This window comes from Pandoraea communis, from assembly GCF_902459745.1.
GTDB lineage: Bacteria > Pseudomonadota > Gammaproteobacteria > Burkholderiales > Burkholderiaceae > Pandoraea > Pandoraea communis.
In genome coordinates this window covers 412,819-438,559 of the sequence record NZ_CABPSJ010000002.1, presented here as the reverse complement: position 1 = coordinate 438,559, position 25,741 = coordinate 412,819, and the positions used below count along the sequence as shown (strand labels likewise).

General features: G+C 61.8%; 25 protein-coding genes and 1 tRNA gene. 17 read left to right on the top strand and 9 right to left on the bottom strand.

Annotation, left to right across the window (positions count from 1 at the left end; genetic code table 11):
- Positions 1 to 146: 146 nt before the first annotated feature.
- From PCO31110_RS08440 to PCO31110_RS08370, 15 genes are all read left to right on the top strand, one after another.
- A complete protein-coding gene (locus tag PCO31110_RS08440) occupies positions 147 to 1,025 on the top strand; it encodes an alpha/beta fold hydrolase (protein WP_036663114.1) in 879 nt (292 codons plus the stop codon).
- Positions 1,026 to 1,090: 65 nt separating this feature from the next.
- A complete protein-coding gene (locus PCO31110_RS08435) occupies positions 1,091 to 1,447 on the top strand; it encodes a RidA family protein (protein ID WP_010806053.1) in 357 nt (118 codons plus the stop codon).
- 47 nt (positions 1,448 to 1,494) lie between these two features.
- Positions 1,495 to 3,792: a RelA/SpoT family protein gene (locus PCO31110_RS08430; protein ID WP_010806052.1), complete on the top strand. Its 2,298-nt coding sequence runs from the start codon at positions 1,495 to 1,497 to the stop codon at positions 3,790 to 3,792.
- 188 nt (positions 3,793 to 3,980) lie between these two features.
- A tRNA-Val gene (locus PCO31110_RS08425) sits at positions 3,981 to 4,057 on the top strand.
- A 237-nt stretch (positions 4,058 to 4,294) separates the two neighbouring features.
- On the top strand, positions 4,295 to 6,202 hold the full coding sequence (gene thrS / locus PCO31110_RS08420; RefSeq protein ID WP_010806051.1) for a threonine--tRNA ligase: 1,908 nt from the start codon (positions 4,295 to 4,297) through the stop codon (positions 6,200 to 6,202).
- A gap of 52 nt (positions 6,203 to 6,254) precedes the next feature.
- Positions 6,255 to 6,773, top strand: a complete 519-nt coding sequence (gene infC, locus PCO31110_RS08415) for a translation initiation factor IF-3 (protein ID WP_072633239.1) — start codon at positions 6,255 to 6,257, stop codon at positions 6,771 to 6,773.
- A 176-nt stretch (positions 6,774 to 6,949) separates the two neighbouring features.
- A complete protein-coding gene (gene rpmI / locus PCO31110_RS08410) occupies positions 6,950 to 7,147 on the top strand; it encodes a 50S ribosomal protein L35 (RefSeq protein ID WP_010806049.1) in 198 nt (65 codons plus the stop codon).
- 25 nt (positions 7,148 to 7,172) lie between these two features.
- Positions 7,173 to 7,532 carry a 50S ribosomal protein L20 gene (gene rplT, locus PCO31110_RS08405; RefSeq protein ID WP_010806048.1) on the top strand — a complete coding sequence of 120 codons (360 nt, stop codon included), beginning with the start codon at positions 7,173 to 7,175 and terminating at the stop codon, positions 7,530 to 7,532.
- 128 nt (positions 7,533 to 7,660) lie between these two features.
- Positions 7,661 to 8,674 (top strand): phenylalanine--tRNA ligase subunit alpha, encoded by a 1,014-nt coding sequence (pheS, locus tag PCO31110_RS08400; RefSeq protein WP_010806047.1) that lies wholly within the window; start codon positions 7,661 to 7,663, stop codon positions 8,672 to 8,674.
- 86 nt (positions 8,675 to 8,760) lie between these two features.
- Positions 8,761 to 11,199 (top strand): phenylalanine--tRNA ligase subunit beta, encoded by a 2,439-nt coding sequence (gene pheT / locus PCO31110_RS08395; RefSeq protein ID WP_010806046.1) that lies wholly within the window; start codon positions 8,761 to 8,763, stop codon positions 11,197 to 11,199.
- A gap of 64 nt (positions 11,200 to 11,263) precedes the next feature.
- Complete coding sequence (locus tag PCO31110_RS08390) at positions 11,264 to 11,656, top strand: integration host factor subunit alpha (RefSeq protein ID WP_036663111.1); 393 nt, start codon at positions 11,264 to 11,266, stop codon at positions 11,654 to 11,656.
- A gap of 79 nt (positions 11,657 to 11,735) precedes the next feature.
- A complete protein-coding gene (locus tag PCO31110_RS08385) occupies positions 11,736 to 12,128 on the top strand; it encodes a MerR family transcriptional regulator (protein WP_150690153.1) in 393 nt (130 codons plus the stop codon).
- A gap of 383 nt (positions 12,129 to 12,511) precedes the next feature.
- Complete coding sequence (locus PCO31110_RS08380; protein ID WP_010806043.1) at positions 12,512 to 14,782, top strand: bifunctional diguanylate cyclase/phosphodiesterase; 2,271 nt, start codon at positions 12,512 to 12,514, stop codon at positions 14,780 to 14,782.
- Between the two features lie 463 nt (positions 14,783 to 15,245).
- Entirely contained in the window at positions 15,246 to 16,829 is a 1,584-nt protein-coding gene (locus tag PCO31110_RS08375; protein ID WP_010806042.1) for a sensor domain-containing diguanylate cyclase, read from the top strand.
- Between the two features lie 229 nt (positions 16,830 to 17,058).
- Positions 17,059 to 17,301 (top strand): hypothetical protein, encoded by a 243-nt coding sequence (locus PCO31110_RS08370; protein WP_246189778.1) that lies wholly within the window; start codon positions 17,059 to 17,061, stop codon positions 17,299 to 17,301.
- Between the two features lie 91 nt (positions 17,302 to 17,392).
- Here PCO31110_RS08370 and PCO31110_RS08365 read toward each other — a convergent pair whose 3' ends face one another.
- The 4 genes from PCO31110_RS08365 to PCO31110_RS08350 all read right to left on the bottom strand — a co-directional run bounded on the left by PCO31110_RS08365 (position 17,393) and on the right by PCO31110_RS08350 (position 19,362).
- Positions 17,393 to 17,587 carry a rubredoxin gene (locus PCO31110_RS08365; protein WP_010806040.1) on the bottom strand — a complete coding sequence of 65 codons (195 nt, stop codon included), beginning with the start codon at positions 17,585 to 17,587 and terminating at the stop codon, positions 17,393 to 17,395.
- Positions 17,588 to 17,778: 191 nt separating this feature from the next.
- Positions 17,779 to 18,087, bottom strand: a complete 309-nt coding sequence (locus PCO31110_RS08360) for a hypothetical protein (RefSeq protein ID WP_010806039.1) — start codon at positions 18,085 to 18,087, stop codon at positions 17,779 to 17,781.
- A gap of 429 nt (positions 18,088 to 18,516) precedes the next feature.
- On the bottom strand, positions 18,517 to 18,837 hold the full coding sequence (locus PCO31110_RS08355; RefSeq protein WP_010806038.1) for a hypothetical protein: 321 nt from the start codon (positions 18,835 to 18,837) through the stop codon (positions 18,517 to 18,519).
- A gap of 87 nt (positions 18,838 to 18,924) precedes the next feature.
- Complete coding sequence (locus PCO31110_RS08350) at positions 18,925 to 19,362, bottom strand: hypothetical protein (protein WP_150690152.1); 438 nt, start codon at positions 19,360 to 19,362, stop codon at positions 18,925 to 18,927.
- 302 nt (positions 19,363 to 19,664) lie between these two features.
- Here PCO31110_RS08350 and PCO31110_RS08345 point away from each other — a divergent pair, with 302 nt between their 5' ends.
- Positions 19,665 to 19,898 (top strand): DUF3717 domain-containing protein, encoded by a 234-nt coding sequence (locus PCO31110_RS08345; RefSeq protein WP_010806036.1) that lies wholly within the window; start codon positions 19,665 to 19,667, stop codon positions 19,896 to 19,898.
- A gap of 1 nt (position 19,899) precedes the next feature.
- On the opposite strand, the gene PCO31110_RS08340 is transcribed toward PCO31110_RS08345, so the two are convergent.
- From PCO31110_RS08340 to PCO31110_RS08325, 4 genes are all read right to left on the bottom strand, one after another.
- On the bottom strand, positions 19,900 to 22,545 hold the full coding sequence (locus PCO31110_RS08340; RefSeq protein WP_150690151.1) for a sensor domain-containing protein: 2,646 nt from the start codon (positions 22,543 to 22,545) through the stop codon (positions 19,900 to 19,902).
- Positions 22,546 to 22,743: 198 nt separating this feature from the next.
- A complete protein-coding gene (locus PCO31110_RS08335) occupies positions 22,744 to 22,962 on the bottom strand; it encodes an RNA-binding S4 domain-containing protein (protein WP_010806034.1) in 219 nt (72 codons plus the stop codon).
- A 77-nt stretch (positions 22,963 to 23,039) separates the two neighbouring features.
- Positions 23,040 to 23,621: a TMEM175 family protein gene (locus PCO31110_RS08330; protein ID WP_150690150.1), complete on the bottom strand. Its 582-nt coding sequence runs from the start codon at positions 23,619 to 23,621 to the stop codon at positions 23,040 to 23,042.
- Between the two features lie 34 nt (positions 23,622 to 23,655).
- Positions 23,656 to 24,714, bottom strand: a complete 1,059-nt coding sequence (locus PCO31110_RS08325) for a GGDEF domain-containing protein (protein ID WP_150690149.1) — start codon at positions 24,712 to 24,714, stop codon at positions 23,656 to 23,658.
- Between PCO31110_RS08325 and PCO31110_RS08320 the strand changes: the two genes are divergently transcribed.
- Positions 24,713 to 25,021, top strand: a complete 309-nt coding sequence (locus PCO31110_RS08320) for a hypothetical protein (protein ID WP_150690148.1) — start codon at positions 24,713 to 24,715, stop codon at positions 25,019 to 25,021. The two genes, PCO31110_RS08325 and PCO31110_RS08320, sit on opposite strands and share 2 nt — an antisense overlap.
- A 49-nt stretch (positions 25,022 to 25,070) precedes the next feature.
- Here the strand turns inward: PCO31110_RS08320 and PCO31110_RS08315 are convergent, their stop codons facing one another.
- Positions 25,071 to 25,637 (bottom strand): flavin reductase family protein, encoded by a 567-nt coding sequence (locus PCO31110_RS08315; protein WP_010806030.1) that lies wholly within the window; start codon positions 25,635 to 25,637, stop codon positions 25,071 to 25,073.
- Positions 25,638 to 25,741 lie beyond the last annotated feature (104 nt).

Here is a 25,741-nt window from a genome sequence, read left to right as displayed (position 1 = left end):
GATGAAGGGTGAGGGATTTATCCGATGTCGATGAGCGTGTCCGCGAACTGCGGTTGGATGCGTCTCATGAGTCGCCTCATTCTAGCTCACGCTTCCTGGCAGGCGCGGTAGAATTCGGGTCTGGAAACCGATCCGATGAGTCTGCCATGTCGAGCCACGTGCCACGTCTGTCGAACGTTCAATGTCTGAGTCCGTCTGGATTGCATCGGATGGCCTACACGGAATGGGGTGACTCTGAAAATCCACGCGTGCTGGTGTGCGTGCACGGACTCACGCGATGCGGTCGCGATTTTGACACGCTGGCGAAGGCACTCGCGAACGACTACCGTGTCATATGTCCGGATGTGGTCGGGCGCGGGCAGTCGTCGTGGCTGGCGAATCCAGCCGGTTATGTCGTGCCACAGTATGTCTCCGACATGGTGACGTTGATTGCGCGGCTCGGTGTGTCTTCGGTGGACTGGTTCGGCACGTCGATGGGCGGCCTGATCGGCATGGGGCTTGCAGGCATGCCGGATACGCCAATTCGCAGCTTGTTGCTCAACGATGTGGGGCCGCATATCGACGCTCCTGCGCTTGCTCGCATCGGTCAGTATGTCGGGATACCGAAGCGATTCGCTTCGTTGGACGAGGGCGCGGATTACCTCTGGTCGATCTCTTCGGCATTTGGGCCACACGCGCGCGAGGAGTGGCTTGCGCTGTGCGAGCCACTGCTCAAGGCCGAGGGTGACGGCTATGTATTGCGCTACGATCCGTCGATTGGGGCCGCATTTTCGGGGGTTCCGCCAGACGCCATCGCGGCGGGCGAAGCGATACTCTGGGCGTCGCTTGCGGCGTTTTCTGGGCGTACGCTGGTCGTGCGCGGCGAGCAGTCGGATTTGCTCTCTCGCACAACGCTCGAACAAATGCTGGCGCACGCGCAACACGCGCGCGCCGTGGAAATCGCCGGTGTGGGACACGCGCCGACGTTTGTGCATGCGGATCAGATCGAGATCGCCCGCCGATTTTTTGACGGATACGCGGACTGACGCTCGCCTGATGGCGCTGTGCAGGGGCGGTCCGAAGTTTAGAAGAACACGAGGAGTTTTACATCATGGCAGTACAACGTTTCTACGTCGAAAAGCGCTGGTCGGACATGGCCGTGCATAACGGCACCGTTTATCTGGCCGGGCAGACGCCCGATGATCGTTCGCAGGACATGGCGGGTCAGACGCGTCAGGTGCTCGCGCATATCGACCGTCTGCTCGCGGAAGCGAACAGCGACAAGTCGTTGATTCTCTCCTGCCAGATCTACATTTCGGACATGAAGTATTTTGGTGAAATGAATCAGGTGTGGGATGAGTGGGTGCCGGCCGGCAATGCACCTCCGCGTGCCACGGTGCAGGCGTTGCTCGCCGACCCTGCCATGCTCGTTGAAATCGTGGTCGTGGCGGCTCAGCGCGAAAGCTGAGGGCTCGACCCGCATCATCAGGGGCGCTTGTCGCCCCGTGCTCCGACATGAACCAACATCAAGCACCGACATCCGCAGGCACTCATTCAACAACGGCGCCCGGTGCTACAAATCCGGTAACGGGTGGGGGCGAGGCACAACTGCCCGCCACGCTGGCCGATGCGCTCGCGTTTGCCGAGAAGCTATGCGCGGCACACGTCCTCTCGTCGGGCGAGCCGATCATGGCGCATGCGCGCGGCATGCTCGCGATTCTCGATACGCTTCGCGTGGATGAGGCGACACATCAGGCGGCGGCGTTGTTTTCGGCCGCCGAGTTTCTGCCGGATGCGCAAACCACGTTGACCCAGACCTTCGGTGCAGAAGTCACCGCGCTCGTGATCGACGTGCGCAAGCTGCAACGGCTCTCCGGCGCGGGTTCGCGCGCTGCTCAGGCCATGCCCTCCGACGGGCGCGATCGCGACGCCTCGGCCGAGCGCAAGTCGCAGGTCGAAGGGTTGCGCAAGATGCTGCTCGCGTTCGCGCAGGACATCCGCGTTGTGATGATCCGCCTGGCATCGCGTCTGCAATCGCTGCGCTGGTATGCGGCGCAGAAGAAGGCCCCGCCTGAGGACATGCCGCACGAGGTGCTCGAGATCTACGCGCCGCTCGCGAACCGCCTGGGTATCTGGCAACTGAAGTGGGAACTCGAAGACCTCGCGTTCCGCTTTCTCGAGCCGGTCACGTACAAGCAGATTGCCAAGCTGCTCGAAGAAAAGCGGGTCGAGCGCCAGACGTTCATCGAGGGGGCAATCCAGCGTCTTCAGGACGAATTGGCGCGCGCGGGCGTGAAGGCCGAGGTGTCCGGGCGACCGAAGCATATCTACAGCATCTGGAAGAAGATGCGCGGCAAAGCGGTCGATTTTGCCGAGCTGTACGACGTGAGAGCGTTTCGCGTGATCGTCGACGACATCAAGGATTGCTACACGGTGTTGGGCATCGTCCATAACCTGTGGCAGCCGATTCCGAAAGAGTTCGACGATTACATCTCGCGTCCGAAGCCCAACGGTTACAAGTCGCTGCATACCGTGGTGATCGGTGACGACGGGCGGGCGTTCGAAGTGCAGATCCGAACGCACGAAATGCACCACTTTGCCGAGTACGGCATTGCAGCCCATTGGCGTTACAAGGAGGCCGGGCAGCGAGGTTACGGCGGCGCGTTCTCGGCGAACGAGGCCTACGACGAGAAGATCGCGTGGCTGCGTCAGCTGCTGGCGTGGAAGGACGACGTGGCCGATACGGTCGGCGCGGAAGGTGCCGTACAGCCTTGGGAGCAACTCAAGCGTGCGACGATCGACGACCACATCTATGTGCTGACGCCGCAGGCACGCGTGATCTCGCTGCCGCAAGGTTCGACGCCGATCGATTTCGCCTATCACCTGCACTCGGAACTGGGGCATCGCTGTCGTGGCGCGCGTGTCGACGGTGCCATGGTGCCGCTCAATACGCCGCTGCACAACGGACAGACGGTCGAGATCGTGACGGTCAAACAAGGCGGTCCGTCGCGCGACTGGCTCAACGCGCAGTTGGGGTATTTGCAGAGCCATCGGGCACGTCAGAAGGTGCGCCAGTGGTTCAATACCATCGACCTTGAGGAGACGATTGCTCAGGGGCGGGCGCTCATCGACAAGACGTTGCAGCGCGAAGGCAAGACGTCGGTCAATCTGGAGGAGCTGGCGACCCGCCTGGGATTCCGAACGCCGGACGATCTCTATGCGTCCATCGCCAAGGATGAATTCAGCCTGAGGCACGTCGAGCAGGCGCTTTCGGGCAATCTGCCGGGGCCGGAGCCTCGTGACGAGGACACGCTCGTCGCGAAGAAGAGTCTCGATACGAGCGTGACTCAGGGGGCCAAGAGCGGGGTGCTGGTGGTCGGCGTCGGCGCATTGCTTACGCAATTGGCCAAGTGCTGCCGGCCGGCACCGCCCGACCCGATCGTGGGGTTCGTCACACGGGGCAAGGGCGTGTCGATCCACCGTCAGGATTGCGCGAGTTTTCAGTCCATGAAGGCGCGCGCGCCCGAACGAGTGATCCAGACTGCCTGGTCGGCCGATGTGCTCGAAGGGCGCGGCGTGGCGGCGTATCCGGTGGACATTCAGATCGAGGCATCGGACCGTCAAGGGCTGCTGCGTGATATTTCGGAAGTGTTCTCACGCGAGAAACTCAACGTCACGGGCGTCAGCACGCAGTCGCGAGGGGCTCAGGCGTTCATGCAGTTCACCGTGGAAGTGCGCGATGGCGGACAGTTGCAGCGGGCGCTTGCGCAACTCGCCGGGGTGGCAGGCGTGGTGTCGTCGCGTCGACGGTAAACGGATTTTGGCGGGATTGACGGCGGGCCGATGTCTGGTCGGTCAGGCGAGAAAACGAGTGGGCGAGGGAAGGGGATTGTGCGAGGGAATACGCGCAAACGCCTTGCCTGATGCGTTTTTTCTTCGGCAGGCACAATAATCGCTTGGCGGTCTGCGGAAACCTTGCTAGAATCTCGTTCTCTTGCAGTAGGCTCGTAGCTCAGCTGGTTAGAGCACCACCTTGACATGGTGGGGGTCGTTGGTTCGAGTCCAATCGAGCCTACCAACGAATTTGATGCATGACAGTCCGCGAGACCCCGCAGACACAGACGCTGGAAAAACACTCATGTTCATGATCGCCCGAACTTTCACAGTGGTGAAGGTGCGACGTTAAGTCGAGGGTGTTTTTCGTCTGGATGTAAGGAATGAAGAGACGGCCTCGACGATAGTCGAGGCCGTTTTTTTTCGTGGTTTGCCGCGTGGCGTTTGCCGCGCGTGACGTTTTTGCGCATGGGAGTGCGACATGATTTCGGTACGTTTGCCTGACGGTTCGCAACGCCAGTACGAAGCCCCTCTGACGGTGGCACAAGTCGCGGGTTCGATCGGCACGGGTCTGGCCAAGGCGGCCCTGGCGGGGCGTGTTGACGGCAAGCTCGTCGATACGTCTTATCTGATCGATCGCGACGTGAGTCTCGCCATCGTGACGGACAAGGACGGCGATGGCCTGGACATCATCCGCCACTCGACCGCCCACTTGCTGGCGTACGCCGTCAAGGAGCTGTTCCCCGAGGCGCAGGTCACGATCGGTCCGGTGATCGAGAATGGCTTTTACTACGACTTCTCGTTCCACCGCGCCTTCACGCCGGAAGACCTCGATGCCATCGAGAAGAAGATGCACGAACTGGCCAAGAAGGACGAGCCGGTAACGCGCGAAGTGCTTTCGCGCGACGACGCCGTGCGCCTGTTCATGTCGATGGGCGAGAAGTACAAGGCCGAAATCATCGAGTCGATTCCGGCAACGGACGAAATCGGTCTCTACCGCGAAGGTAAGTTCGTTGACCTCTGCCGTGGTCCGCACGTGCCGTCGACGGGCAAGCTCAAGGTTTTCAAGCTGATGAAGGTCGCCGGCGCGTACTGGCGCGGCGACGCCAAGAACGAGCAGCTTCAGCGCATCTACGGCACGGCCTGGACGAAGAAGGAAGATCAGGACGCGTATCTGCACATGCTTGAAGAGGCGGAGAAGCGCGATCACCGCAAGCTCGGCCGTGCGCTGGACTTCTTCCACATGCAGGAAGAGGCGCCGGGGCTCGTCTTCTGGCACCCGAAGGGCTGGACGCTCTGGCAGCAAGTCGAGCAGTACATGCGCCGCGTCTATCGCAGCAACGGCTATCAGGAAGTGAAGGCCCCCCAGATTCTCGACCGCACGCTCTGGGAGAAGTCGGGGCACTGGGATAACTACAAGGACAACATGTTCACGACGGAATCGGAGAGCCGCGCCTACGCGCTCAAGCCGATGAACTGTCCGGGGCATGTGCTGATTTTCAACTCGGCGCTGCACAGCTACCGCGATCTGCCGCTTCGCTACGGCGAGTTCGGTCAATGCCACCGCAACGAGCCGTCGGGTGGTTTGCACGGCCTGATGCGCGTGCGTGGCTTCACGCAGGACGACGGTCATATTTTCTGTACGGAAGACCAGATTCTCGACGAGTGCGTGAACTACACGGCGCTGCTGCACGCTGTGTACAAGGACTTCGGTTTCACGGACATGATTTACAAGGTCGCTACGCGTCCTGAACATCGTGTCGGGTCGGATGAGAATTGGGATAAGGCCGAATTTGCGCTGATGGAATCGCTGCGCCGTTCGAACTGCGAATTCGTCATCGCCGAGGGCGACGGGGCGTTTTACGGCCCGAAGATTGAATACACGCTCAAGGACGCGCTCGGCCGCCAATGGCAGTGCGGCACGATGCAGGTCGATTTCTCGATGCCCGAGCGCCTGGACGCCGAGTATGTGGCCGAAGATAACAGCCGCCGCCGCCCGGTCATGCTTCACCGCGCGATCCTGGGTTCGCTCGAGCGTTTTATCGGTATTCTGATCGAGCACCATGCTGGTGCAATGCCGGTCTGGCTCGCGCCGGAGCAGGTGATTGTGATGAATGTGTCCGAAAAAACGGCCGATTACGCTCAAGAAGTGACGAAAAAGTTGCAAGAACAAGGGCTTAGGGCTCGTAGCGATTTGCGCAACGAGAAAATTAGCTATAAAATACGCGAGCACTCCATGCAGAAAGTTCCCTATCTCGTCGTAGTGGGGGACAAGGAGCAGGAGGCGAATACGGTAGCCGTGCGTGCCCGTGGCGGCGTGGATCTGGGTGTGATGCCCGTTGACGCGCTCATCGAACGCCTTGCGCAGGATTGCGCGACGTTCCAATAACGCCTGTCGGACAGCGCGGCTAAATTTTTGACTTTTTTCGAGGATATGCAACATCGCTACCGATAAGTCGCATCGCATTAACGGCGAAATTACAGCGCCTGAAGTGCGTCTAAATGGCGTCGACAATGAGCCACTTGGCATTGTGAAACTGGCAGAGGCTTTCCGTCTGTCCGAAGAGGCTGATGTCGATCTGGTGGAAATTGCGCCGACCGCGAATCCGCCGGTTTGCCGTCTGATGGATTACGGCAAATTCAAGTACTCGGAACAGAAGAAAGCGCACGAGAACAAGCTGAAGCAGAAGGTTGTTCAGATCAAGGAAGTCAAATTCCGGCCTGGCACCGACGACGGCGACTACAACGTCAAGTTGCGCAATCTGAAGCGGTTCCTCGAAGACGGTGACAAGACCAAGATCACGCTGCGTTTCCGCGGTCGTGAGATGGCCCACCAGGAAATCGGCGCTCGTATGCTGGAACGTCTGAAGTCCGATCTCGAAGAGGTTGGTCAGCCGGAACAGATGCCGAAGATGGAAGGCCGTCAGATGATCATGGTCATCGCGCCGAAGAAGAAGTAATGCCGTGGCGGTGTCGAGCGACACCGCCGGGTGGTAAGGAATTGCCGTCATCGCCCGTAAGGGCGTGACAGCGATGCAGGGTGCAGTTAGGCCCTGAACACAAGTGATCCCGGGTTCTACAAGGGGCGCGATTTTGGCGTCACACCTGTGATCATGTTAAAAACTCGGAGTTTTTCATGCCTAAGATGAAAACCAAGAGCGGTGCCAAGAAGCGCTTTCGCGTGCGTCCTGGCGGTACCGTCAAGCGTGGTCAGGCCTTCAAGCGTCACATTCTGACGAAGAAGACCACCAAGAATAAGCGTCACCTGCGCGGTGCCGTCGGCGTTCATGAGTCTGATCTGAACTCCGTACGCGCAATGCTGCCCTTCGCTTAAACCCCGACTTAGATAGGAGAGAAACATGCCTCGAGTCAAACGTGGGGTCACCGCACGGGCCCGCCATAAGAAAGTCATCGCTGCAGCCAAGGGTTTCCGCGGCCGCCGCAATAACGTCTTCCGCATCGCCAAGCAAGCGGTCATGCGCGCTGGGCAATACGCCTATCGCGATCGCCGCAACAAGAAGCGCGTGTTCCGCGCTTTGTGGATTGCGCGTATCAATGCAGGTGTGCGTCAGCACGGTATGACTTACAGCGTGTTCATCGCTGGTCTGAAGAAGGCCTCGATCGAACTCGACCGCAAGGTGCTGTCCGACATGGCCATCAACGACAAGCCGGCGTTTGCCGCGATTGTCGCTCAGGTGAAAGCCGCCGTCGCAGCCTAAGCTGTAAATAGCGTATAGCGCGTTTTACCGCGCGCCATTCGCCAGGAGGGGGGCTCTCATCGGAGCCCCCTTTTGTTTTTCGCTTGTCCATGCGGCCATCCCGACCGCCTAACTTGAGTCTGTAGCATATGGATCTGGAACTTATCGTCAGCGAAGCGCAGCGTGCGTTCGCCGCCGCTCCCGACGCCGCCGCGCTGGAAAACGAGAAAGCCCGCTTTCTCGGCAAGACCGGCCAACTGACCGAGTTGCTCAAAGGCCTCGGCAAGCTCGATCCCGAAGCGCGCAAGAGCGAAGGCGCACGGATCAATGCGGCCAAGCAACAGATCGAAGGCGCCCTGCAGGCGCGCCGCCAGGCCATGGCCGATGCGCTGCTCGACGCGCGCCTGTCCGCCGAGGCCATCGACGTCACGTTGCCCGGCCGAGGCCTGGGTGCTGGCAGCCTGCATCCCGTGCTCAATACCTGGGAGCGCGTTGAGCAAATTTTCCGTTCCATTGGTTTCGACGTGGCCGACGGCCCCGAAATCGAAACCGATTGGTTCAACTTCACTGCATTGAACAGCCCGGAGAACCATCCGGCGCGCTCGATGCAGGACACCTTCTACGTCGATGGTAACGACGATGCCGGCAAGCCGCTGCTGCTGCGCACGCACACGAGCCCGATGCAGGTGCGCTACGCGCGCATGAACAAGCCGCCCATCAAGGTGATCGCGCCGGGGCGCACGTATCGCGTCGACTCCGATGCTACGCACTCGCCGATGTTCCATCAGGTCGAGGGTTTGTGGATTGCCGAAGACATCAGCTTCGCCGACCTGAAGGGCGTGTACACCGATTTCCTGCGCAAGTTCTTCGAACGCGACGACATTCAGGTGCGTTTCCGTCCGTCGTACTTCCCGTTCACGGAGCCGTCGGCCGAAATCGACATGCAGTTCGAAACCGGCAAGAACGCCGGCAAGTGGCTGGAAATCTCGGGCTCGGGGCAGGTGCATCCGACAGTGGTGCGCAATATGGGGCTCGACCCGGAGCGTTACATCGGCTTTGCTTTCGGCTCGGGGCTTGAGCGTCTGACGATGCTGCGCTACGGCGTTCAGGATCTGCGCCTGTTCTACGAGAACGACCTGCGCTTCCTGCGCCAATTCATGTAATCGATGCCGATGGCCCCGGGCTGGCGCGCGAAGCCGCTGCCACCGGGCTTTCGGAAGTGAAGACTTAACTGCGAGCGAACTGATCCATGCAATTCTCTGAATCGTGGCTGCGTACCCTGGTCGACCCGGATTTGTCGACGGACGCGTTGGCGCATGCCCTGACGATGTCCGGGCTCGAAGTCGAGGAAACCGACCCGGTCGCCCCGCCTTTTACAGGTGTGGTGGTGGCTAAGGTGCTCGAAGTCGCCCGTCATCCGGATGCTGATCGTCTGAATGTTTGTCAGGTCGACGCCGGCACTGGCGAGACGCTCACCATCGTGTGCGGCGCACCGAACGTGGCACCTGGCATCAAGGTACCGTGTGCGACCGTTGGCGCTGCGTTGCCCCCGGCCGAAGCCGGCGGTGCGCCGTTCCAGATCAAGATCGGCAAGTTGCGCGGTGTGCAGAGTTTCGGCATGCTGTGCTCGGCACGTGAGCTGAAGCTCTCGGAAGACCACGCCGGCCTGATGATTCTGCCGGAAGATGCGCCGGTCGGCATGAACATCCGCGAGTATCTCGATCTGGACGACACGGTATTTGTCGTCAAGCTCACGCCGAACAAGGCGGATTGTCTGTCGTTGCTCGGTATCGCCCGTGAAGTCGCCGCGATCACCGGCGCACCGCTCAAGGATCTGCCGGGGCAGGGCGCGCAGGTGGCAACGATCGCCGATACGTTGCCGGTACGTATCAGTTCGCCGGAAGGCTGCGGACGTTTCGGTGGCCGCATCATTCGTCACGTGAACGCTGCCGCTGCGTCGCCGCGCTGGATGGTGGAGCGCCTCGAGCGCGCCGGCCAGCGCAGCATTTCCGCGTTGGTCGATATCACCAACTACGTGATGCTCGAACTGGGTCAACCGCTGCACGTCTACGATCTGAACCGTCTGCAAGGCGGGATCGACGTGCGCTTCGGCCGTGCGGGCGAGACGCTCAAGTTGCTCAATGAACAGACCGTGACGCTCGACGAGAGCGTGCTCGCCATTACCGACGCCAGCGGCCCGATCGGCCTTGCCGGCATCATGGGCGGCGACTCGACCAAGGCGGGTCTGGAAACGCAGAATATCTTCCTCGAAGGTGCGTTTTTCTTCCCGCAGGCGATTCAGGGCCGTGCGCGCAAGTACAACTTCACCAGCGACGCGTCGCATCGTTTCGAGCGTGGCGTCGACTTCGCAGGCAACGTGCGTGCGCTTGAGCGCGCCACGCAACTGGTGCTCGAGATCTGCGGTGGCCAGGCGGGGCCGCTTGAAGATCAGGTCGCGAAGTTGCCCGAGCGCCAGCCGGTGAAGATGCGTGTCGCGCGTGCCATCAAGATTCTGGGCGTGCCGGTCTCCGAGCAGGAGATGAGCGCCATTTTCACGCGTCTCGGTCTGCCGTTCACCTTGCAAGACGGTGTGTTCGACGTCACGCCGCCGTCGTATCGCTTCGACATCGAGATCGAAGAAGATCTGATCGAAGAAATTGCGCGCATTTACGGTTTTGATCGTATTCCGGCCAATCCGCCGGTTGCTGCGAGCGCCATGCGTCCGACGCAGGAAGGCCGTCGTTCGCAACATGCCGTGCGCCATGCCGTGGCCGCGCGCGATTACCACGAGACGGTCGGCTTCAGCTTTGTCGATGTCGAGTGGGAAGCGGACTTCGCCGGTAACGACAACCCCATCAAGCTGCTCAATCCGATCGCCAGTCACCTCGCGGTGATGCGCTCGACGCTCATCGGCAGCCTGATCGCGACTACCCGCTACAACCTGAATCGCAAGGCATCGCGCGTTCGTGTGTTTGAAATCGGCCGCACGTACCATCGTGACAGCACGGTGGCCTCGGGTGAACTGAGCGTTGGCGGTTACCGTCAGCCGGTCACGGTGGCGGCGCTGGCGTACGGTCCGGTGCTCGAAGAGCAATGGGGTGCTGCAACGCGTCAGGTCGACTTCTTCGACGTGAAGGGCGATCTCGAGGCGCTGTTGTCGCCGCGTACGGCGCGCTTTGTGAAGGCTGAGCACCCGGCGTTGCACCCGGGACGCAGTGCGGCGATCGAGGTCGGCGGCAAGCGCGTCGGATTCATTGGCGAGTTGCACCCGCGTTGGCAGCAGAAGTACGATTTGCCGCAGGCGCCGGTGCTATTCGAGATCGAGGCAGAGGCACTTTTCGTGCGTGATGTCGCGAGCTACGAAGACATCTCGAAGTTCCCGCCGGTCACGCGCGATATCGCACTCGTGGTCGATCAGGCGCAGCCGGTGCAAGGGCTGCTTGACGCCATGCTGGCCGCGCGTGACGACGATCCGGCATGCAGCGTGGTGCAATCGGTACGGTTGTTCGACGAGTTCCGGCCGAAGGCTGGCGCCGCGTCGGGCTCGCTTGGTGCGCAGGACAAAAGCGTGGCATTTCGTGTTACTCTGCAAGACCCCTCGGGTACGTTGCAGGACGAGACGGTCCAGGGCGCCATTAACGCACTGGTACAACGGGTAGAAGGGTTTGGCGCACGTTTGCGCGCCTGAAAACTCAGTAAAAGATCCGGTTGCGAGTAGACCATCGCACTGTCATCGCCATCGCGTGGGACGTATGAACGAAATGAATCCTGGTGAATTTGAAGCCATGCTCGCGGCGCAGCGCATCGCGCTGGGGCGCGGCGAAGTGAACGAGGTCTCGACCGAGGCGCCGACGCTGACCAAGGCCGAACTGGCCGAGTTGCTCTTCGAGCACGTTGGTCTGAACAAGCGTGAAGCGAAGGATATGGTCGAGGCGTTTTTCGAATCGATCCGCGACGCGCTTGAGTCGGGTGACAGCGTCAAACTGTCCGGCTTCGGTAACTTCCAGTTGCGCGACAAGCCGCAACGGCCAGGTCGGAATCCGAAAACCGGCGAGGCCATTCCGATTGCCGCACGTCGCGTCGTCACCTTCCACGCCAGCCAGAAGTTCAAGTCGATCGTCGAATCTGGCGCGGTGAGCAAGTAAATCCCGGCCGCCGCTTCTGTGGCGGCCGTTGGTTTTTTCGTCCGCAGTCTAACCGTCGTCCGATTCCGCCAACGCCGCGATGGATCACGTTGCCTTGCCGCCGATTCCCGCCAAGCGTTACTTCACCATTGGTGAGGTGAGCGAGCTGTGTGGTGTCAAGCCGCACGTACTGCGCTATTGGGAGCAGGAGTTCACGCAACTGCGCCCGGTCAAGCGGCGCGGTAACCGCCGTTACTACCAACACCATGAAGTCCTGCTGATCCGGCGTATCCGGGAGTTGCTCTATGAGCAGGGCTTTACCATCAATGGTGCCCGTAACCGCCTCGAAGCCGACTCGCCGCGTGGCGCTCGTGCGTCGGGCGGTGCTGCCGCAGAAGGCGGCGCGCCAACGGCGGACGAAGTCCACGCTGTGCTTGACGTTGCCGACTTACGCCGTAGACTTGAATCCCTCCTTGATCTGCTCAAGTCATGAGCACGTGGCACGTCGAAGACTGACGCGTCTCTTCTTTTTCAGCGTTTCCCGAGCCATTTGTCACTCCGCAAGGCGCCGCGGCCTGTCGGGCCATTTGGCAGGCCGGCCTCGTACCTCGGGATTCTCCTAATGCAGTGGGGGGCGAATTGTCCGTAATCCGAGATATGGCCCCGTTGGATGGGCAGGGCCGTGTTCGTCTGGCATGATGAGCGCGATACATCCCCCGGTTGAGGGGATGTCGAACGACTTCCGGGGGCGCTGCGCTTGCCTTACACTTGCCGAAAACGATGGCGTCCGTCAGTGACGCCCGCTGGATCCTATTGATAACCGGGCCAACATCGACCTTCTGCGCGGGGGCGCGAAGGCTGAAAGGATCTCGATCTATGGCGGAACCGAGCACGACGGGGGCACGGCGTTGGCGTTGGGCTACGTCCTATCGCGCAATTGGCGCGATTCTGATTTTCGGTTTCCTGATTCTGGTCCTCGTCTGGACCGCTGTGCTTTGGCGCATCTCGATCGAGCACAATGCCGTTCTGCGCGATACGGCCGCCTCGGCATCGACCGTGGCCACTGCGCTGGAGCAGCAGACGCTGCGTGCTATCCGTCAAGTCGATCAGATCACCCGGTTCGTGAAGTACGAGTACGAGCGACGTCGTGGCGGCTTCGATCTGACACGCACGCTGACCGAAGGGATCGTCACGGATCGTTTCATGGTGCTGGTCAGTGTGGCCGATGCCAAGGGCGACGTCATCGCGGCAACGATGCCCGGTAGCACCGGAGTGAACATTGCCGACCGGGAGCATTTCCGGGTGCATCTGGATACCGCGAGCGACGGCCTATACATCAGCCATCCGGTCTTCGGTCGCGTCTCGCACAAGTGGGTTCTCCAGTTCAGTCGGCGACTGAACAACCCCGACGGCAGCTTCGCAGGGGTGGTCGTCGTGTCGCAGGAGCCGAGTTACTTCACCGCCGATTTCTACACGAATGCCGTGCTCGGCCAATTCGGACAGATCGCCGTGATCGCCGATGACGGTGCGCTGCTCGCGCGCAGCACCGGTGCGAGCGTGGCGATTACCGGCATGGGGGAGTTGCCGCCTTTCGCGACTGAGCAACGTAACTCCGGCGTCCAGCGAGATCCCATCGACGGCATCGAGCGCATCGTGGCGTACCATCATCTGCGCGACTATCCGCTGGCGGTGCAAGTCGGCTTGTCGGTGGACGAGGGACTGGCCGAGTACCGGCACGTGGAGCGCGTGTATCTGACGATGGCGACTTTCGTGTCGGTCGCGCTCGTTGTGTTCTTCGCGCTCATTGCTTACCTAATGCAGCGACTCATCGGCCGCGACCAGCAACTCACGCGTCTGATTTCGTACGACGCGCTTACCGGACTTCCCAACCGCTATGCGTTGATGCAGTCGCTACGACGCGCATTGGCCGATCCCGATCGGGTCGGCAAGGTTGCGTTGCTTCACATCGATCTCGACAACTTCAAGAGCGTGAACGATACGTTGGGCCACGCGCAGGGCGATGAGATCATCCGCCAGGTGGCCGAGCGCTTCGCGCCACGCATGCCGCCGGGCGCCATGCTGTCCCGTTTTGCTGGCGATGAGTTCATGGTGTTGCTCGAAGATGACGATGCAGCGGTGCAAGCCGAACCCCTCGGCGAGATGCTGCTTGCCGCCCTCAAGGCGCCCATGGTGGCCGACGGCACGTCGTTTGCGCTGCACGCGAGTATCGGTGTGACGTTCTGGTCCAAGGCCGACGAGACTGAGGAGGATCTCATCAAGAAGGCGGATCTCGCCATGTACTCGGCGAAGGAAGCCGGCAAGAGCGTGGTGCGTGTCTATACACAGCAGATGACATACCAGGCCCATCAGCTTGTCGTGTGGGAGCGCCAGATGGAGCAGGCGCTGGCCAACGGCGAGTTCTTCCTCGCCTATCAGCCCGTCGTGGCGCTTGAGGCCGACTGCGTGCGCGGCGCGGAGGCATTGATTCGCTGGCGTCACCCGGAGCGCGGCGTGCTGAGCGCGGGCGAGTTCATCCCGTTGGCCGAGACGACCGGGCAGATCGTAGCGATCGGCGAGTTCGCGCTGACGCAGGCGTGCCGTCAACTGAAAGCATGGCGCGGCACGCCGATGGCGTCGCTGCGGCTTGCCGTGAATGTCTCGTCGGTGCAGTTCTGGCGCGGCGACATTGGTGAGCTTGTCGAGCGCCTCATGAAGGAATATGAGATTGAGCCGAATCGCCTTGAACTGGAAATCACCGAGTCGGTGATGATCAAGAATCCGGCGCTCGTGGAAATGAAGATCGAGCAATTCAAACGAGCGGGCGTGCGTATCGCGCTGGACGACTTTGGTACCGGCTATTCGTCGTTGTCCTATCTGACGCGCTTTCCTGTCGATACGCTCAAGGTCGATCGTTCTTTCGTGGAGTCGATTCCCGATTCGTCACGATCATGTCTCATGATTTCGAACATCGTCAACATTGCGCGCTCGTTGGGCATCGAATTGATCGTCGAAGGTGTGGAAAACGAGCGGCAACTGGATTGGCTGCGCCATTTCGTGCCACTGTGCGCGCAGGGCTATTTGTTTTCCCGGCCGGTGGAAATCGAACTGCTCGATTCGGTAGTCTCCCGTTTCGGTATTTGCCAATGAAACGGTCGTAAACGAAAAGAATGTATTCAGCTAATTAATAGATTAAATAGGCGCTCGCAATAAATCGACCGTCTGTCGGTTTTTCCTGCGGATTCATCGTCGGAGTGCTATAGAATTATCCGGTCTTCGCGATGATGTCCAACGGTGCGTGCGCATGGCTGCGCGCCGTAGCCAGCAACGCTCAGAGGTGAGGGCGGCAGGTTGTCAACAGCTTGCAATTGTCGGGGTGGACAATGCGAGGTAGCCAGGATCCGAGGGCTCGGGGCGCGACAAGCCAGGGATCCGGAACGAGGAAAAGAGTTCGACGCGCAAATCAGAATTGGCGGGAATTTGCCGGCACTAGAGATGCCAGTCGCGACCAGAGCTTCTGTCCGGGGAATAGACAGAGACGCGACTCGAAAGAGGTGGATGCTTTGCCAACGTAAGAAGTATAAAAATATTAGAACGAGCGTTTGATTTTCGGATGAGGATAAAGCATTGGCTTTATGCCGTCTGCGTCTCGGTCGGCGTGCTGGTCGCCTGCTGGGTTGCGGCGGACAGGACTGCCACGTCGTTGGTCGGCGACAAGCTCGCACAGAGTGTCGACGCCGCTCAAACGGTGGCCGACCGGGTCGCCGACGGCATGATTCACGCGATCAATACGGATCTGGCGATGGTGCGGGCCATTCCCTCAACATTGGCCGAGGTGGATCTGCTGCGTGATGTCCTGCGCCCGGCGCGCGGCGGCGTCGCAGACGCCGAGGTCGTGGCCCGTGCCAACGAATTTCTGAGGGGAGCTCAGGGATACTTTGGCGTCGATCGGGTTTGGGTGATCGACACGCGCGGCGTATGCGCGGCTGCGAGTAATTTCCGTGATACGCCGTCGCCCATCGGCCAGTCGGTGGCCGATATGCCGTACGTCACCAATGCGCTATTGGGCGCGCGTTTCGAGAGCTACGCCGCAGGCTGGGAGCCTCAGGCGCCCGGCCTGTATTTCAGCGCTCCCGTGTATCGCGATGGTGTTCTGATCGGTGTGGTGATGACCAAGATCGGACTCACGCGCCTGCGTCATTGGGTGGGCAGCGGCGAGTCGTTCGTTACCGACGGCAACGGCGTGGTCATCATGGCGAACGACCCGCGCTTCGAGAATCGCTTCATGCTGGACGGCAAGGTCGGGTCGCTGTCCGATGCCGAGCGTCTGGCGCTGTACCAGCGCAACGACTTCGCGCGCATGCCGATCTCGCAGTTCAAGCGAGCGCCTGGCCGCTCGAATGCCTGGGTGCCGCAGGACTTGCTCGACCGGATGTCGGAGTTCGACGAGTTCCGCAAGCCCTTTGTCATCACGTCGCGCCCAAGCTCGAGCAACGATCTGATCGTCTACGCCGTGGAACAGGTCGACGCCTGGGAAGCGCTTACCCGGCAGCACGCCAAAGACCTCGCGTTGTGTTTCCTGCTCTATCTGGGGGGGGTCGTTATCGTGGCGCTCGCCGGATGGACCTACTGGCGCGAGCGTGTGAAGCATCGCGAGACGCGCCTGTCGAACGAGGAGCTGCGCGCGGTGAACAACCAACTGGCGTTCGAAGCCAGTTACGACGAATTGACCGGAAGCCTCACGCGCCGTTACTTTTTCCATCGCTTCGATCAGTTACTGGAAGGGGTGCAACGCAAGCATGACCCGATGAGCCTCATCGTGGCCGATCTGGATCACTTCAAGTCGATCAACGACACCTACGGGCATGCCATTGGCGATCAGGTGCTGTGCCGTTTTGTGCTCGTGTGTTCGTCGACGCTGCGGGGTGACGATCTGATCGGTCGCATCGGTGGTGAGGAATTTGCGATTCTGCTTCCGGGAGCCAGCGAGCGCGATGCGCTACGCGTGGCGGACCGCATCCGCGAGCGCTGTAAGCGCGAATCGCTTGAGGGCAGCGAACCGCCGCTGCGCTTCTCGGCGAGTTTCGGCATTACCGAGTGGCAGGAAGGCGATTCGCCGATGAACATGATCGAGCGGGCCGACATGGCGTTGTATCGCGCCAAGCGTGCCGGTCGCGACCGCTGCTGGGTGTTCTGATTCGAGAGGTGAGGCCCCGGTGCCGGCCAAGAGCTGCCAGCGCGCGATATTCCATCGACGTTACCAATGTCACGTTTGGTAACCAAAGAAGGGCCACTTCACCGCGCATTTCATGGAAACTCGCTTGTCTAACGAGTCAGGCAGGCGCGGTGATGATCGATGACATGCCGAAGATCCGGCGTCAATCTCTCCGCGCGAGACTCGAATGACTCATGCGGGAGGTTTTATCGTGAAACGCTTACTTATGCTGGCCGGCGGCACGGCTGTCGTCGTGATGATGGCCGGTTGTGTTGCCGTGCCGTACGGCTCACCGGCGTACGGCTACTACGACAATTATGGCTATGCGCCGGGCTACGATGCGGGATACGCGCCCGGCTATGTCGTGCCCGCGCCGGTGGTCACCTTCGGTGTGTCGGGCGGCTACGACCGTGGCTGGCGCGGCCGAGGTCGGGGATGGGGCTGGCATCACTGATGCCGTGCCGGCGGCTTTGCCCGCAGCACGAGCGCCAAACCAGCATGAAACCGGCATCAAACCGGCATCAAACCTATCGCGGCTGTCAGACTCAGAACTCCGACAGCACGAAATCTTCCTTCGAAACGTCGCACTCTGGGCAGCGCCAGTCAGCGGGCACGTCGACCCATCGGGTGCCGGGGGCGAGGCCGTCATTCGGTGCGCCTTCGGCTTCGTTGTAGATCCAGCCGCAGATCAGGCAGATCCAGCTCTTGAATTCGATCGGGGTGTCCAGCGTGGTGGTCATGGTGTCGGATCAACAGGGAAAACTTGGGCGACCCGCATTGTAAGGCACGTATCGGACAGCGTCCTGCTCGCGGGCGATGGTTCGCACGCAAAGTTAATCCAGATCAATTGACGGGAAGCTTTGTGGCGCGGAAGGGCGCCGCGGAAGAAAAAAAGGAGGGCGCGCGCCGGCGGAGACCGGCGCGACAGCTTTTACCAGTGAATCTGGTTGAGGAAGATCGGCGCCATCTGTGCAAGCGAATTGAGCAGCGACATGGCGGTATCGCGATGCGACACCTCCCGCCACAGCCGGCTTTCCTTGACCACACGCTCGCGGTCTTCCGGCGTTTTCACCTCGGGCGAGCGCAGCGCTTTGATCAGGTCGATGACGGAGGCGCGATCAACGGTTTCGGTGACCGAGTGATGCGCGAGCAGATCGTCCAGATGGACGCGCTCGGCCTCGGTAAGCGGGGCGTCGGCAGGCGAGGATGAAGTAACGGACGGTTTGTCGGATTGGGTCATACGAGACGGTTCTCCCGAAGTCACTGAAAAGCGAGACGGCCGCTGAGCCGCAGACCCTGCGAGGGGTCTCAAGTCATGCATGGCGAGGTATCGCGTGACTCCATCATAGGCCGATTCGCTTGCACTGCGAACCCTGCCCTTGGCGAGAAACCTCATGTTTTCGGGCAATCCGGCGGGTCATTTCCCGCCGGATTGCGCCATGTCAAAGCCATGACATCTCCGCACAGAAGCGGGGCAAAACGTCAAGTGTAAAAAATTTATCCAAGGCTGATGACGAAACGGGCAATCCTCTTGACAGCCTGTGGTAGCGGGCGTTTCGGAGGGGTCTCGCCGGGTTATCCAGTGGGTTATCCACAGAAGCTGTGGGTAACTCATCGATGCACGCTTTGTCGCCTGACGGTGTCAGCCCTGTGACTCGCCCGTGAACTGTCACCGGAATAGCGGACGCAGCATGAGCAGCGCAAAGAAGAGCGCGACACCCACGGGCAACAGCCCCGTGAAGAATGCGGGCCACGGCATGCGACCCCGGCGGCGCGCGCCGAACGACGAAATCAGCCCGGCGCAAAGGCACAGGACACCGACGCCCCACGTAGGATGCGGGCTTTTGAGCACCCACGCGGCGGCGGCTAGCAATCCGACCCAGGCGAGTGGCACGGCGCCGGGCGGCGGCGGTGTGACGTTGGCCGGTGCCGGTTTGGCGTGACGCGACTTGTCGGACGGGGTGGGGGTATCAGGCGTATTGGCGGGCATTGAGATTCCGGAAAATCTGGGCGTGCGAGGCGTTAAGTCAGAGATGCACGCGAAAGACGCAGCATAACAAACGTCGTCCGCCGCCGCTCAGGACATGAGGCCGTGCAAGGCGCTTGTACCGGAGTGCCGTGAGGTGGCGTGCCTGTCATCGGCGGGGGCGCCCACATACCAGACGTTCGTCGAGTCGGTGTCACGCGTCGGCGCGAAGGCAGGGGGCATCGCGCAGCGGTCGTCGAGGTCGATGTATTGCTTGCGGACGATGGCGTTTGCCGCTGCCATCGGTGCGACGACGCCCGGCAGCGTGAAGAGGCGAGGTCTGCCGTGCGCATCCGGTGTGGCATGGATGGCAACACACGGTTGATGAAACGGATCGGTGGGGGCAGTGACGGTTGGCGGCATCGATTGCGCGCGGACGCGAGCGAAGCCGGGTGCGATGAGTAGACAGAACGCAATGAGACCGTACCGTAGCGGCGCGGCAACGTGCAGAGCGGGCAGCATCTGGGGTGTGGCGTGTCTCGGCGGCATGGCTGGCTCCGTCGGGGCGATCATGGGGATACCTGTGCAGCGCGAGCATCGCAAACCGCTGCACGGCGTTTCCCGGACCCTCAAGCCAATATCGTGCCGGAATTCGTAAACTTATGATTTTTATTGATTTTTTTATGTCTTGCGGAACGCGTGTCCAGTTTGCTCCGCATCAAGTGTTGCAGTTCCGAAACGCGCGCCTGAGAATCGGGCCATGTGCAGAGTGCAACGCAATGCGATTTTCAGCGTTCCCAGATGCTGTATATAATTACAGTATTCAACTCCACGGCGAGACAGAACCTCTCATGAAAGCCAATTATTCCATCGCCGAAATCGAGCAGGCGATCAACTACTGGACGGGCCATCAGGCCGCCGATAGTCATTGGTCGCTGTGTCAGTCGGCGCGCGCGCTGGCAGACGTCTATGGCGAGATGATCTATCGCCGCCAGACAAGTATTGCGGCCGACTTGCTCAACGCCGAACAGAGTCAGGCCATCGAGACGGCGCTGCACCAGATGGAGCTGGGCCTCGCGCCGTGATTCAGGAGGCTACGGGATTCGGGGCGCGTTGTCGTGCCGACCACCGTTCGAGCCAATGTTCGAGGTCGCCCGCCGACAGCGCGGGGGAGAACAGATACCCCTGTGCCACGCGATAGCCCTGAGCGACGAGCAGATCCCGCTGGGCTTCGTCTTCCACGCCTTCCGCCACCACCGTGAGATGCAGATTGCGCCCGATGCTGATGATCGCGCTGGTCAGGGCACGCACCGTCTCGTCGCGCGTGATGTCGTGCACGAAACTGCGGTCGAGTTTCAGTTCCGAGACCGGCAGCCGGCGCAGGTAGCTCAGGCTCGAGTAACCCGTGCCGAAGTCGTCCAGCGACAGACGCACGCCGATGCTGTGGACCTCGTCGATGATGCGCAGCGTGCTCGGATTGTGGTCCATCAGTACGCTTTCCGTGATCTCGATGGCCAGGCAGGAGGGGGGCAATCCATGATCGGCGAGTGTCTCGGCAATCATGCGCGGCAGGTCGTGATCGTGGAAGTTGGTCGGTGAGAGATTGACCGACACATTTGGAATGCCCACGCCGCGCCGCCGCCAATCCGCCAGTTGACGGCATGACTCGCGCAACGTCCACATACCCAGTTCGCCGATCAGCCCGCATTCTTCAGCCAACGCAATGAAGCGCGACGGCGATACCTCGCCGTGCAGTGGATGCGTCCAGCGGGTCAGCGCCTCGGCACCGTACACCGATTCGTCGAGCAGATTGATTTGCGGCTGGTAGAAGAGCTGGAGTTTCCCGCGCCGCAGGGCGTCGCGCATGGCGGTCTCCAGCTCGAGCCGCTCCTGCGCGTGGATGTTCATGTCTTCGTTATAGAAGCGCGCGCTGCCCGGGCTGGTCATCTTCGCCTGATACATCGCCATGTCGGCGCGTTGCAGCAACAGGTCGAACGCCTTGCCGTGATTCGGATACAGGCTGATGCCGAAGCTGCCCGAAGGCACGAGCGTCACGCCATCGATCTGGCACGGTGCGGTCAGCGCGCTGCGCATGCGTTCGATGGCGATATCGAGCCGTTCGGGGTCGCACTCCGTGAGCACAGCCACGAACTCATCGCCCGACAAGCGCGCGACGATATCCGCGCCGCGTAGCGAGCGTCGCAGGCGCTGGGCGATCGTGCGCAGCAGCACGTCACCCGCCTGATGGCCCAGCGAGTCGTTGATCTGCTTGAAGCGATCCAGATCGATGAAGATGACGGCCATGCGCGTGTTCAGCTCGTCTGCGCTGGCGATGGCCTGGGCGGCGAGCACGCCGAGCATGCTTCGATTGGGCAGACCGGTGAGGCTGTCCGAGAAAGCCAGTTGACGGATGCGCGTGCGCGATTCATCCCGCTCGAAGGCCAGCTTGCACAGATGTACGCACACGTCGACGAGCCGTTCATGCAGGGCGTCCGGGCCGCGCACCGTACGGTAATAGAACGCGAGTACGCCGAGCACACGTCCGTCGTTCGCGATGATCGGCATGGACCACGACGCGGCCAGCCCGAATTCGGCAGCCATGCTACGGAAGTTGGCCCAACGCGGGTCGTTCGCGATGTCGGTCACGATCACTGGCCGTGCCTGAAAGGCCGCCGTGCCGCAGGTGCCCACATTCGGCCCGATGGCGATGCCGTCGATGATCTGGTGATACGGCGCGGGCAAGCTTGGCCCCGCCTGGGGGCGCAACCGGCCCTCGGCATCGACCCGCACGACTGAGGCCAGAACCTCGGGGGCGATCTGCTCCAGTTCCCGGCAGATGAGCGTGAGCACTTCTGCGAGCGGCGCATCGCGCACCATCGCGGCGAGCGCCTTGTGTTGCAGCACTTCCTGGATCTTCGATTGCGTGATGTCGGTGAACAGCACCACGGCGTTGAGGAGCTTGCCGTTCGCATCGAGAATCGGGTTCGTCACGACCGAGGCCCACAGCGGATGATGTTGCGCCGTGCGTACGAGCACTTCGCAGTGACAGCTTCGGCCGCCGCTGGCGGCGACGAGACAGTCTGCAAGCGCCTGCCTGACGTCGATGGCCGATGAGCCATCGGAGCGCTCACCCACATGTGTCGTGCCAAACTGGCCGGACGGGACGTGGACGGACTGGCCGATCACCTCGCTCGCGGCGTAACCCAGCATGCGCGTGAAGCCTGCGTTGATATAGCGCACGCAGCCGTGCGCATCGGTGATGAGCACGGCGTTGTCGGTCTCGTCGACGCCGAGCGACAGCAGATGGAGGCGCGCGTCGTCGGCCGCCTGACGCTCCACGCGGGCGGTCACATCCACTGCGAGCTTGATGACGAAGGCGAGCTTGCCGGTGTCGTCGAATACCGGGTTGTAGGTCGCTTCGAGCCAGATGGCTTCGCCGTCGTGACGACGGCGGCGCACTTGTCCGGTGTGCGAGCGTTGGGTGCTGATGACTTGGGCGAGGGCGTCGCCGCAGGTGGCGTCGCCCGGTTCGCACAGCATGGTGTGCGGCTTGCCGATCAGGTCGGCGCGCGCGTAGCCGAACACGCCCAGCAGCTTGTCGTTGACGTCGACGATGATGCCGTCCGGCGTGAGCGTGAGCATGCCCAGCGAGCGGTCGAGCGCCGCTAGCAGCGCTTCGCGCCCAGGGGCCGGTGTGGTGCCGGTGGCGGACGGTGAACCGGGCACGACCATCGCAAGGGCCTCCTCGGACGTCCTTCGATCATTGTCGGGGGTGACTTGAGCTGACACGCCAAAACGCTTTCAAGTATAGCGACCTGCGACAGCAGGCTCACATGGGAGAAACCGGGAGAGCGTCGGACGGCGACGCCTTGCCGGGGCAGGCAACACGACAGCGGGTGGGGGCGGGAGGCCGCGAGCGGCGCGTCGGCGTCAGGCTGCCTTGACGCGGATTCGCACGCCGTCGACCGAAACGGTCTGGCCGGCGCGGATCTTGCAGGTTTTGCGGGTCTCGATCTGGCCGTCGACGCTGACTACGCCGTTGGCGACCATGACTTTGCCCGCGCCGCCCGAATCCACGAGACCGGTGAGCTTGAGCAAGTCGTTCAGGGCGACGAATTCGCCCGTGAGTTCAAAAGTTACGTTTTGCATGATGAAGCGGATACTACGTAAAAACCCGATGCCCGTCGACTGTTGCCGTGCATCGTTCGGAGGGGGGCGCAGCCGTCTCACGACCTGAGGACGTGCTCGATCCGGCGATCGGGAATCAGCCATACGGCGGCGACCAGTGCGTACAGTACAAGCGAGACAGCCGGCACCACGAACGCCAGACCGATGGCCAGTGCGTAGGCCACCACCGACAGCTTGCCCTTGGCGTCGCGCCCCAGGGCGGTGGCGAGTTTCGCGTTACCGCCTTCTTCATGCACGGCCAGCAGGGTTCGCGTGAGGATGTAATACGCCATCGCCGCCATGAACAACACAATGCCGTAGAGCGCCGTCGGCCACGCGGTGAAATGGTTTTCGCCCAGCCAGTGCGTAACGAACGGGACCAGCGACAGCCAGAAAAGCAGGTGCAGATTGGCCCAGAGCACGCTGCCCGAGACCCGCTGCACGACATGGAAAAGATGGTGATGGTTGTTCCAGTACAGGCCAACGTAGACGTAGCTCAGGATGTAGGTGAGGAATGTCGGCGCAACCGGCAGGAGGTCGGCCAGTTCGCTGCCGTGCGGTGCTTTCATCTCCAGCACCATGATCGTGATGATGATGGCGATCACACCATCGCTGAAGGCTTCCAGTCGGCTTTTACCCATCGTGCTCGTCGCTTTCGTTAGTCGCGGGTTGGGATTACAGCACCGCCGCGCGGTTGCGGCCGGCCTGCTTGGCGGCATACAACGCTCGGTCAGTCCGTTGGAGCAGCGTGCCGAAATCGGCGTCGTCCATGGCGAGGCTGCTGATGCCGATGCTCGCAGAAAAGCGCACCGGTCCGTTAGGCCCGGGCACGCTGGCATTGCCGATGGCGGTGAGCAAACGCTCGGACGCCTGCATCGCGCGTTGTGCATCGGCCTCGGGCAGCAGTACCGCGAATTCCTCACCGCCGAGACGGCCGATCACAGTACCCTTGCGCAGCGTTGCTCGCAAGACCAGCGTCAACTCCGCGATGACGCGGTCGCCTATCGCATGCCCCCAGGTGTCGTTGACCCCCTTGAAATGATCGATGTCGAGCATCAGCACGGACAGGCGCCGTTGCTGCGCGCGGGCGGCAGCGAACTGGCGTTCGGCCTGCATGAGGAAAGCGCGGCGGTTGAGCGCGCCGGTCAGGCCGTCGCGCATGGCCATGTCGCCGAGCACCCGGTTGACACGACGCAGTTCGAGTTCGTCCACGACGAGCGCCGACAGATCGGCGAGCAGGGCGCGTTTCTCGTCGTCGAGCGTGCGGGGCCGGCGGTCGATCACGCACAGTGTGCCCAGACGATGCCCTTCCGGCGTGCGCAGCGGCGCGCCTGCGTAGAAGCGGATGTTCGGCTCTCCTGTCACCAGCGGGTGGTCGGCGAAGCGCCGGTCGGCACGCGCGTCGGGCACGACGAGCACGTCGTCGTCGAGAATCGCGTGCGCGCTGAAGGCCATCGAACGCGGCGTCTGCGCAGCATCGATGCCCTGACGCGCCTTGAACCACTGGCGCGTTTCGTCGATCAGCGAGATGAGTGCGATTGGCGTGCCGAGCAGGTGAGAGGCCAGCCGCACGATGCGATCGAACGCCGGCTCGGGCGGCGTATCGAGAATCTCATAACGGCGCAGTGCCGCGAGACGCTCCGCCTCGTCGAGACTTGCTCCGCCAGTTGGCGCGAGCCGTGAGAGGGACGCGGGTACAAGCGGTTCGTGCGAATGGATTCCGGAGGCGGTCATGTCGTGGCGAGCGGGCAAGGCCCGGCGGTTGGACGACAGCATTGCTGCGGGCGAGGGCTCAGGCCGCGAGTTCGGCAACGGCCCGAATGGGGATGCTGACTTTGCAGGCGGCTTGGGGGATGCGGGCGATCCGGGGGGGAACGATGGCGTTCCCCAGGTCCTGTCATCGCCGGCACCGGTCGTGTCGAAAGCGTCGCTAGCGGCGTCAATTCTGCCGCGCCTGTCTGCGCTTGGCAAATGCGACGGCATCGAACCGATTGCACCGTTCGTGCGCCAGAGGGCACGAGCGGCGAGCGTGAGGGCGTGAGCGCCATCGCGTTTGGGGTCGGCGTTGTCTGCGGCGGGCAGAGAATGGCTCATGGCTTGACTTCGAATGCTTCGCCGGTTGCGAAGAAGTTACCGCCGGCGACGTAATGAAGACTGCGCGACACGCCGGGCTCGAACTGCCAGTGCCCGTCGCGAAACGCGCGCGGATCGGCCCAGGCCGCCACGACCTCGCCGAGAAACAGATCGTAGCGATCCTGATTGTGCGGCTCGGGAATCACGCGGCATTCGAGCCACGCGAGGCATCCGTCGATGAGCGGTGCGGCGATTTGTGAGCCATCGAAGGCCTGCACGCCGGTGCCGTCGGCGAACTTGTCGGTATCGCGCCCGGAGATCGAGCCGACCGCCAGTGTTTCACGGGCGATGTCGCGCGCGGGCACGTTCAGCGAAAACTCGCCGGAGGCTTCGACCAACTCGCGCGTGAGTGTGTTGCGGTCGATGACGACGGCGACTTTCGGCGGCGAGAAATCCAGCGGCATCGACCAGGCGGCGGCCATGACGTTGCGGCGTCCGTCATGAGCACTTCCCACAAGAACGGTCGGTCCATGGTTGAGCAGGCGATAGGCTTTGGGAAGTTCGACGGGCAAGCGTTCGGTCATGGCGGGCATTCGGCAGACGAGGTGTGATATCAGGCGGCCATGATAGCGCGGCCGGGAAAAACCGATGGTGCCCACGACGAAGGCCGACACTCGAAAAAGGCGGC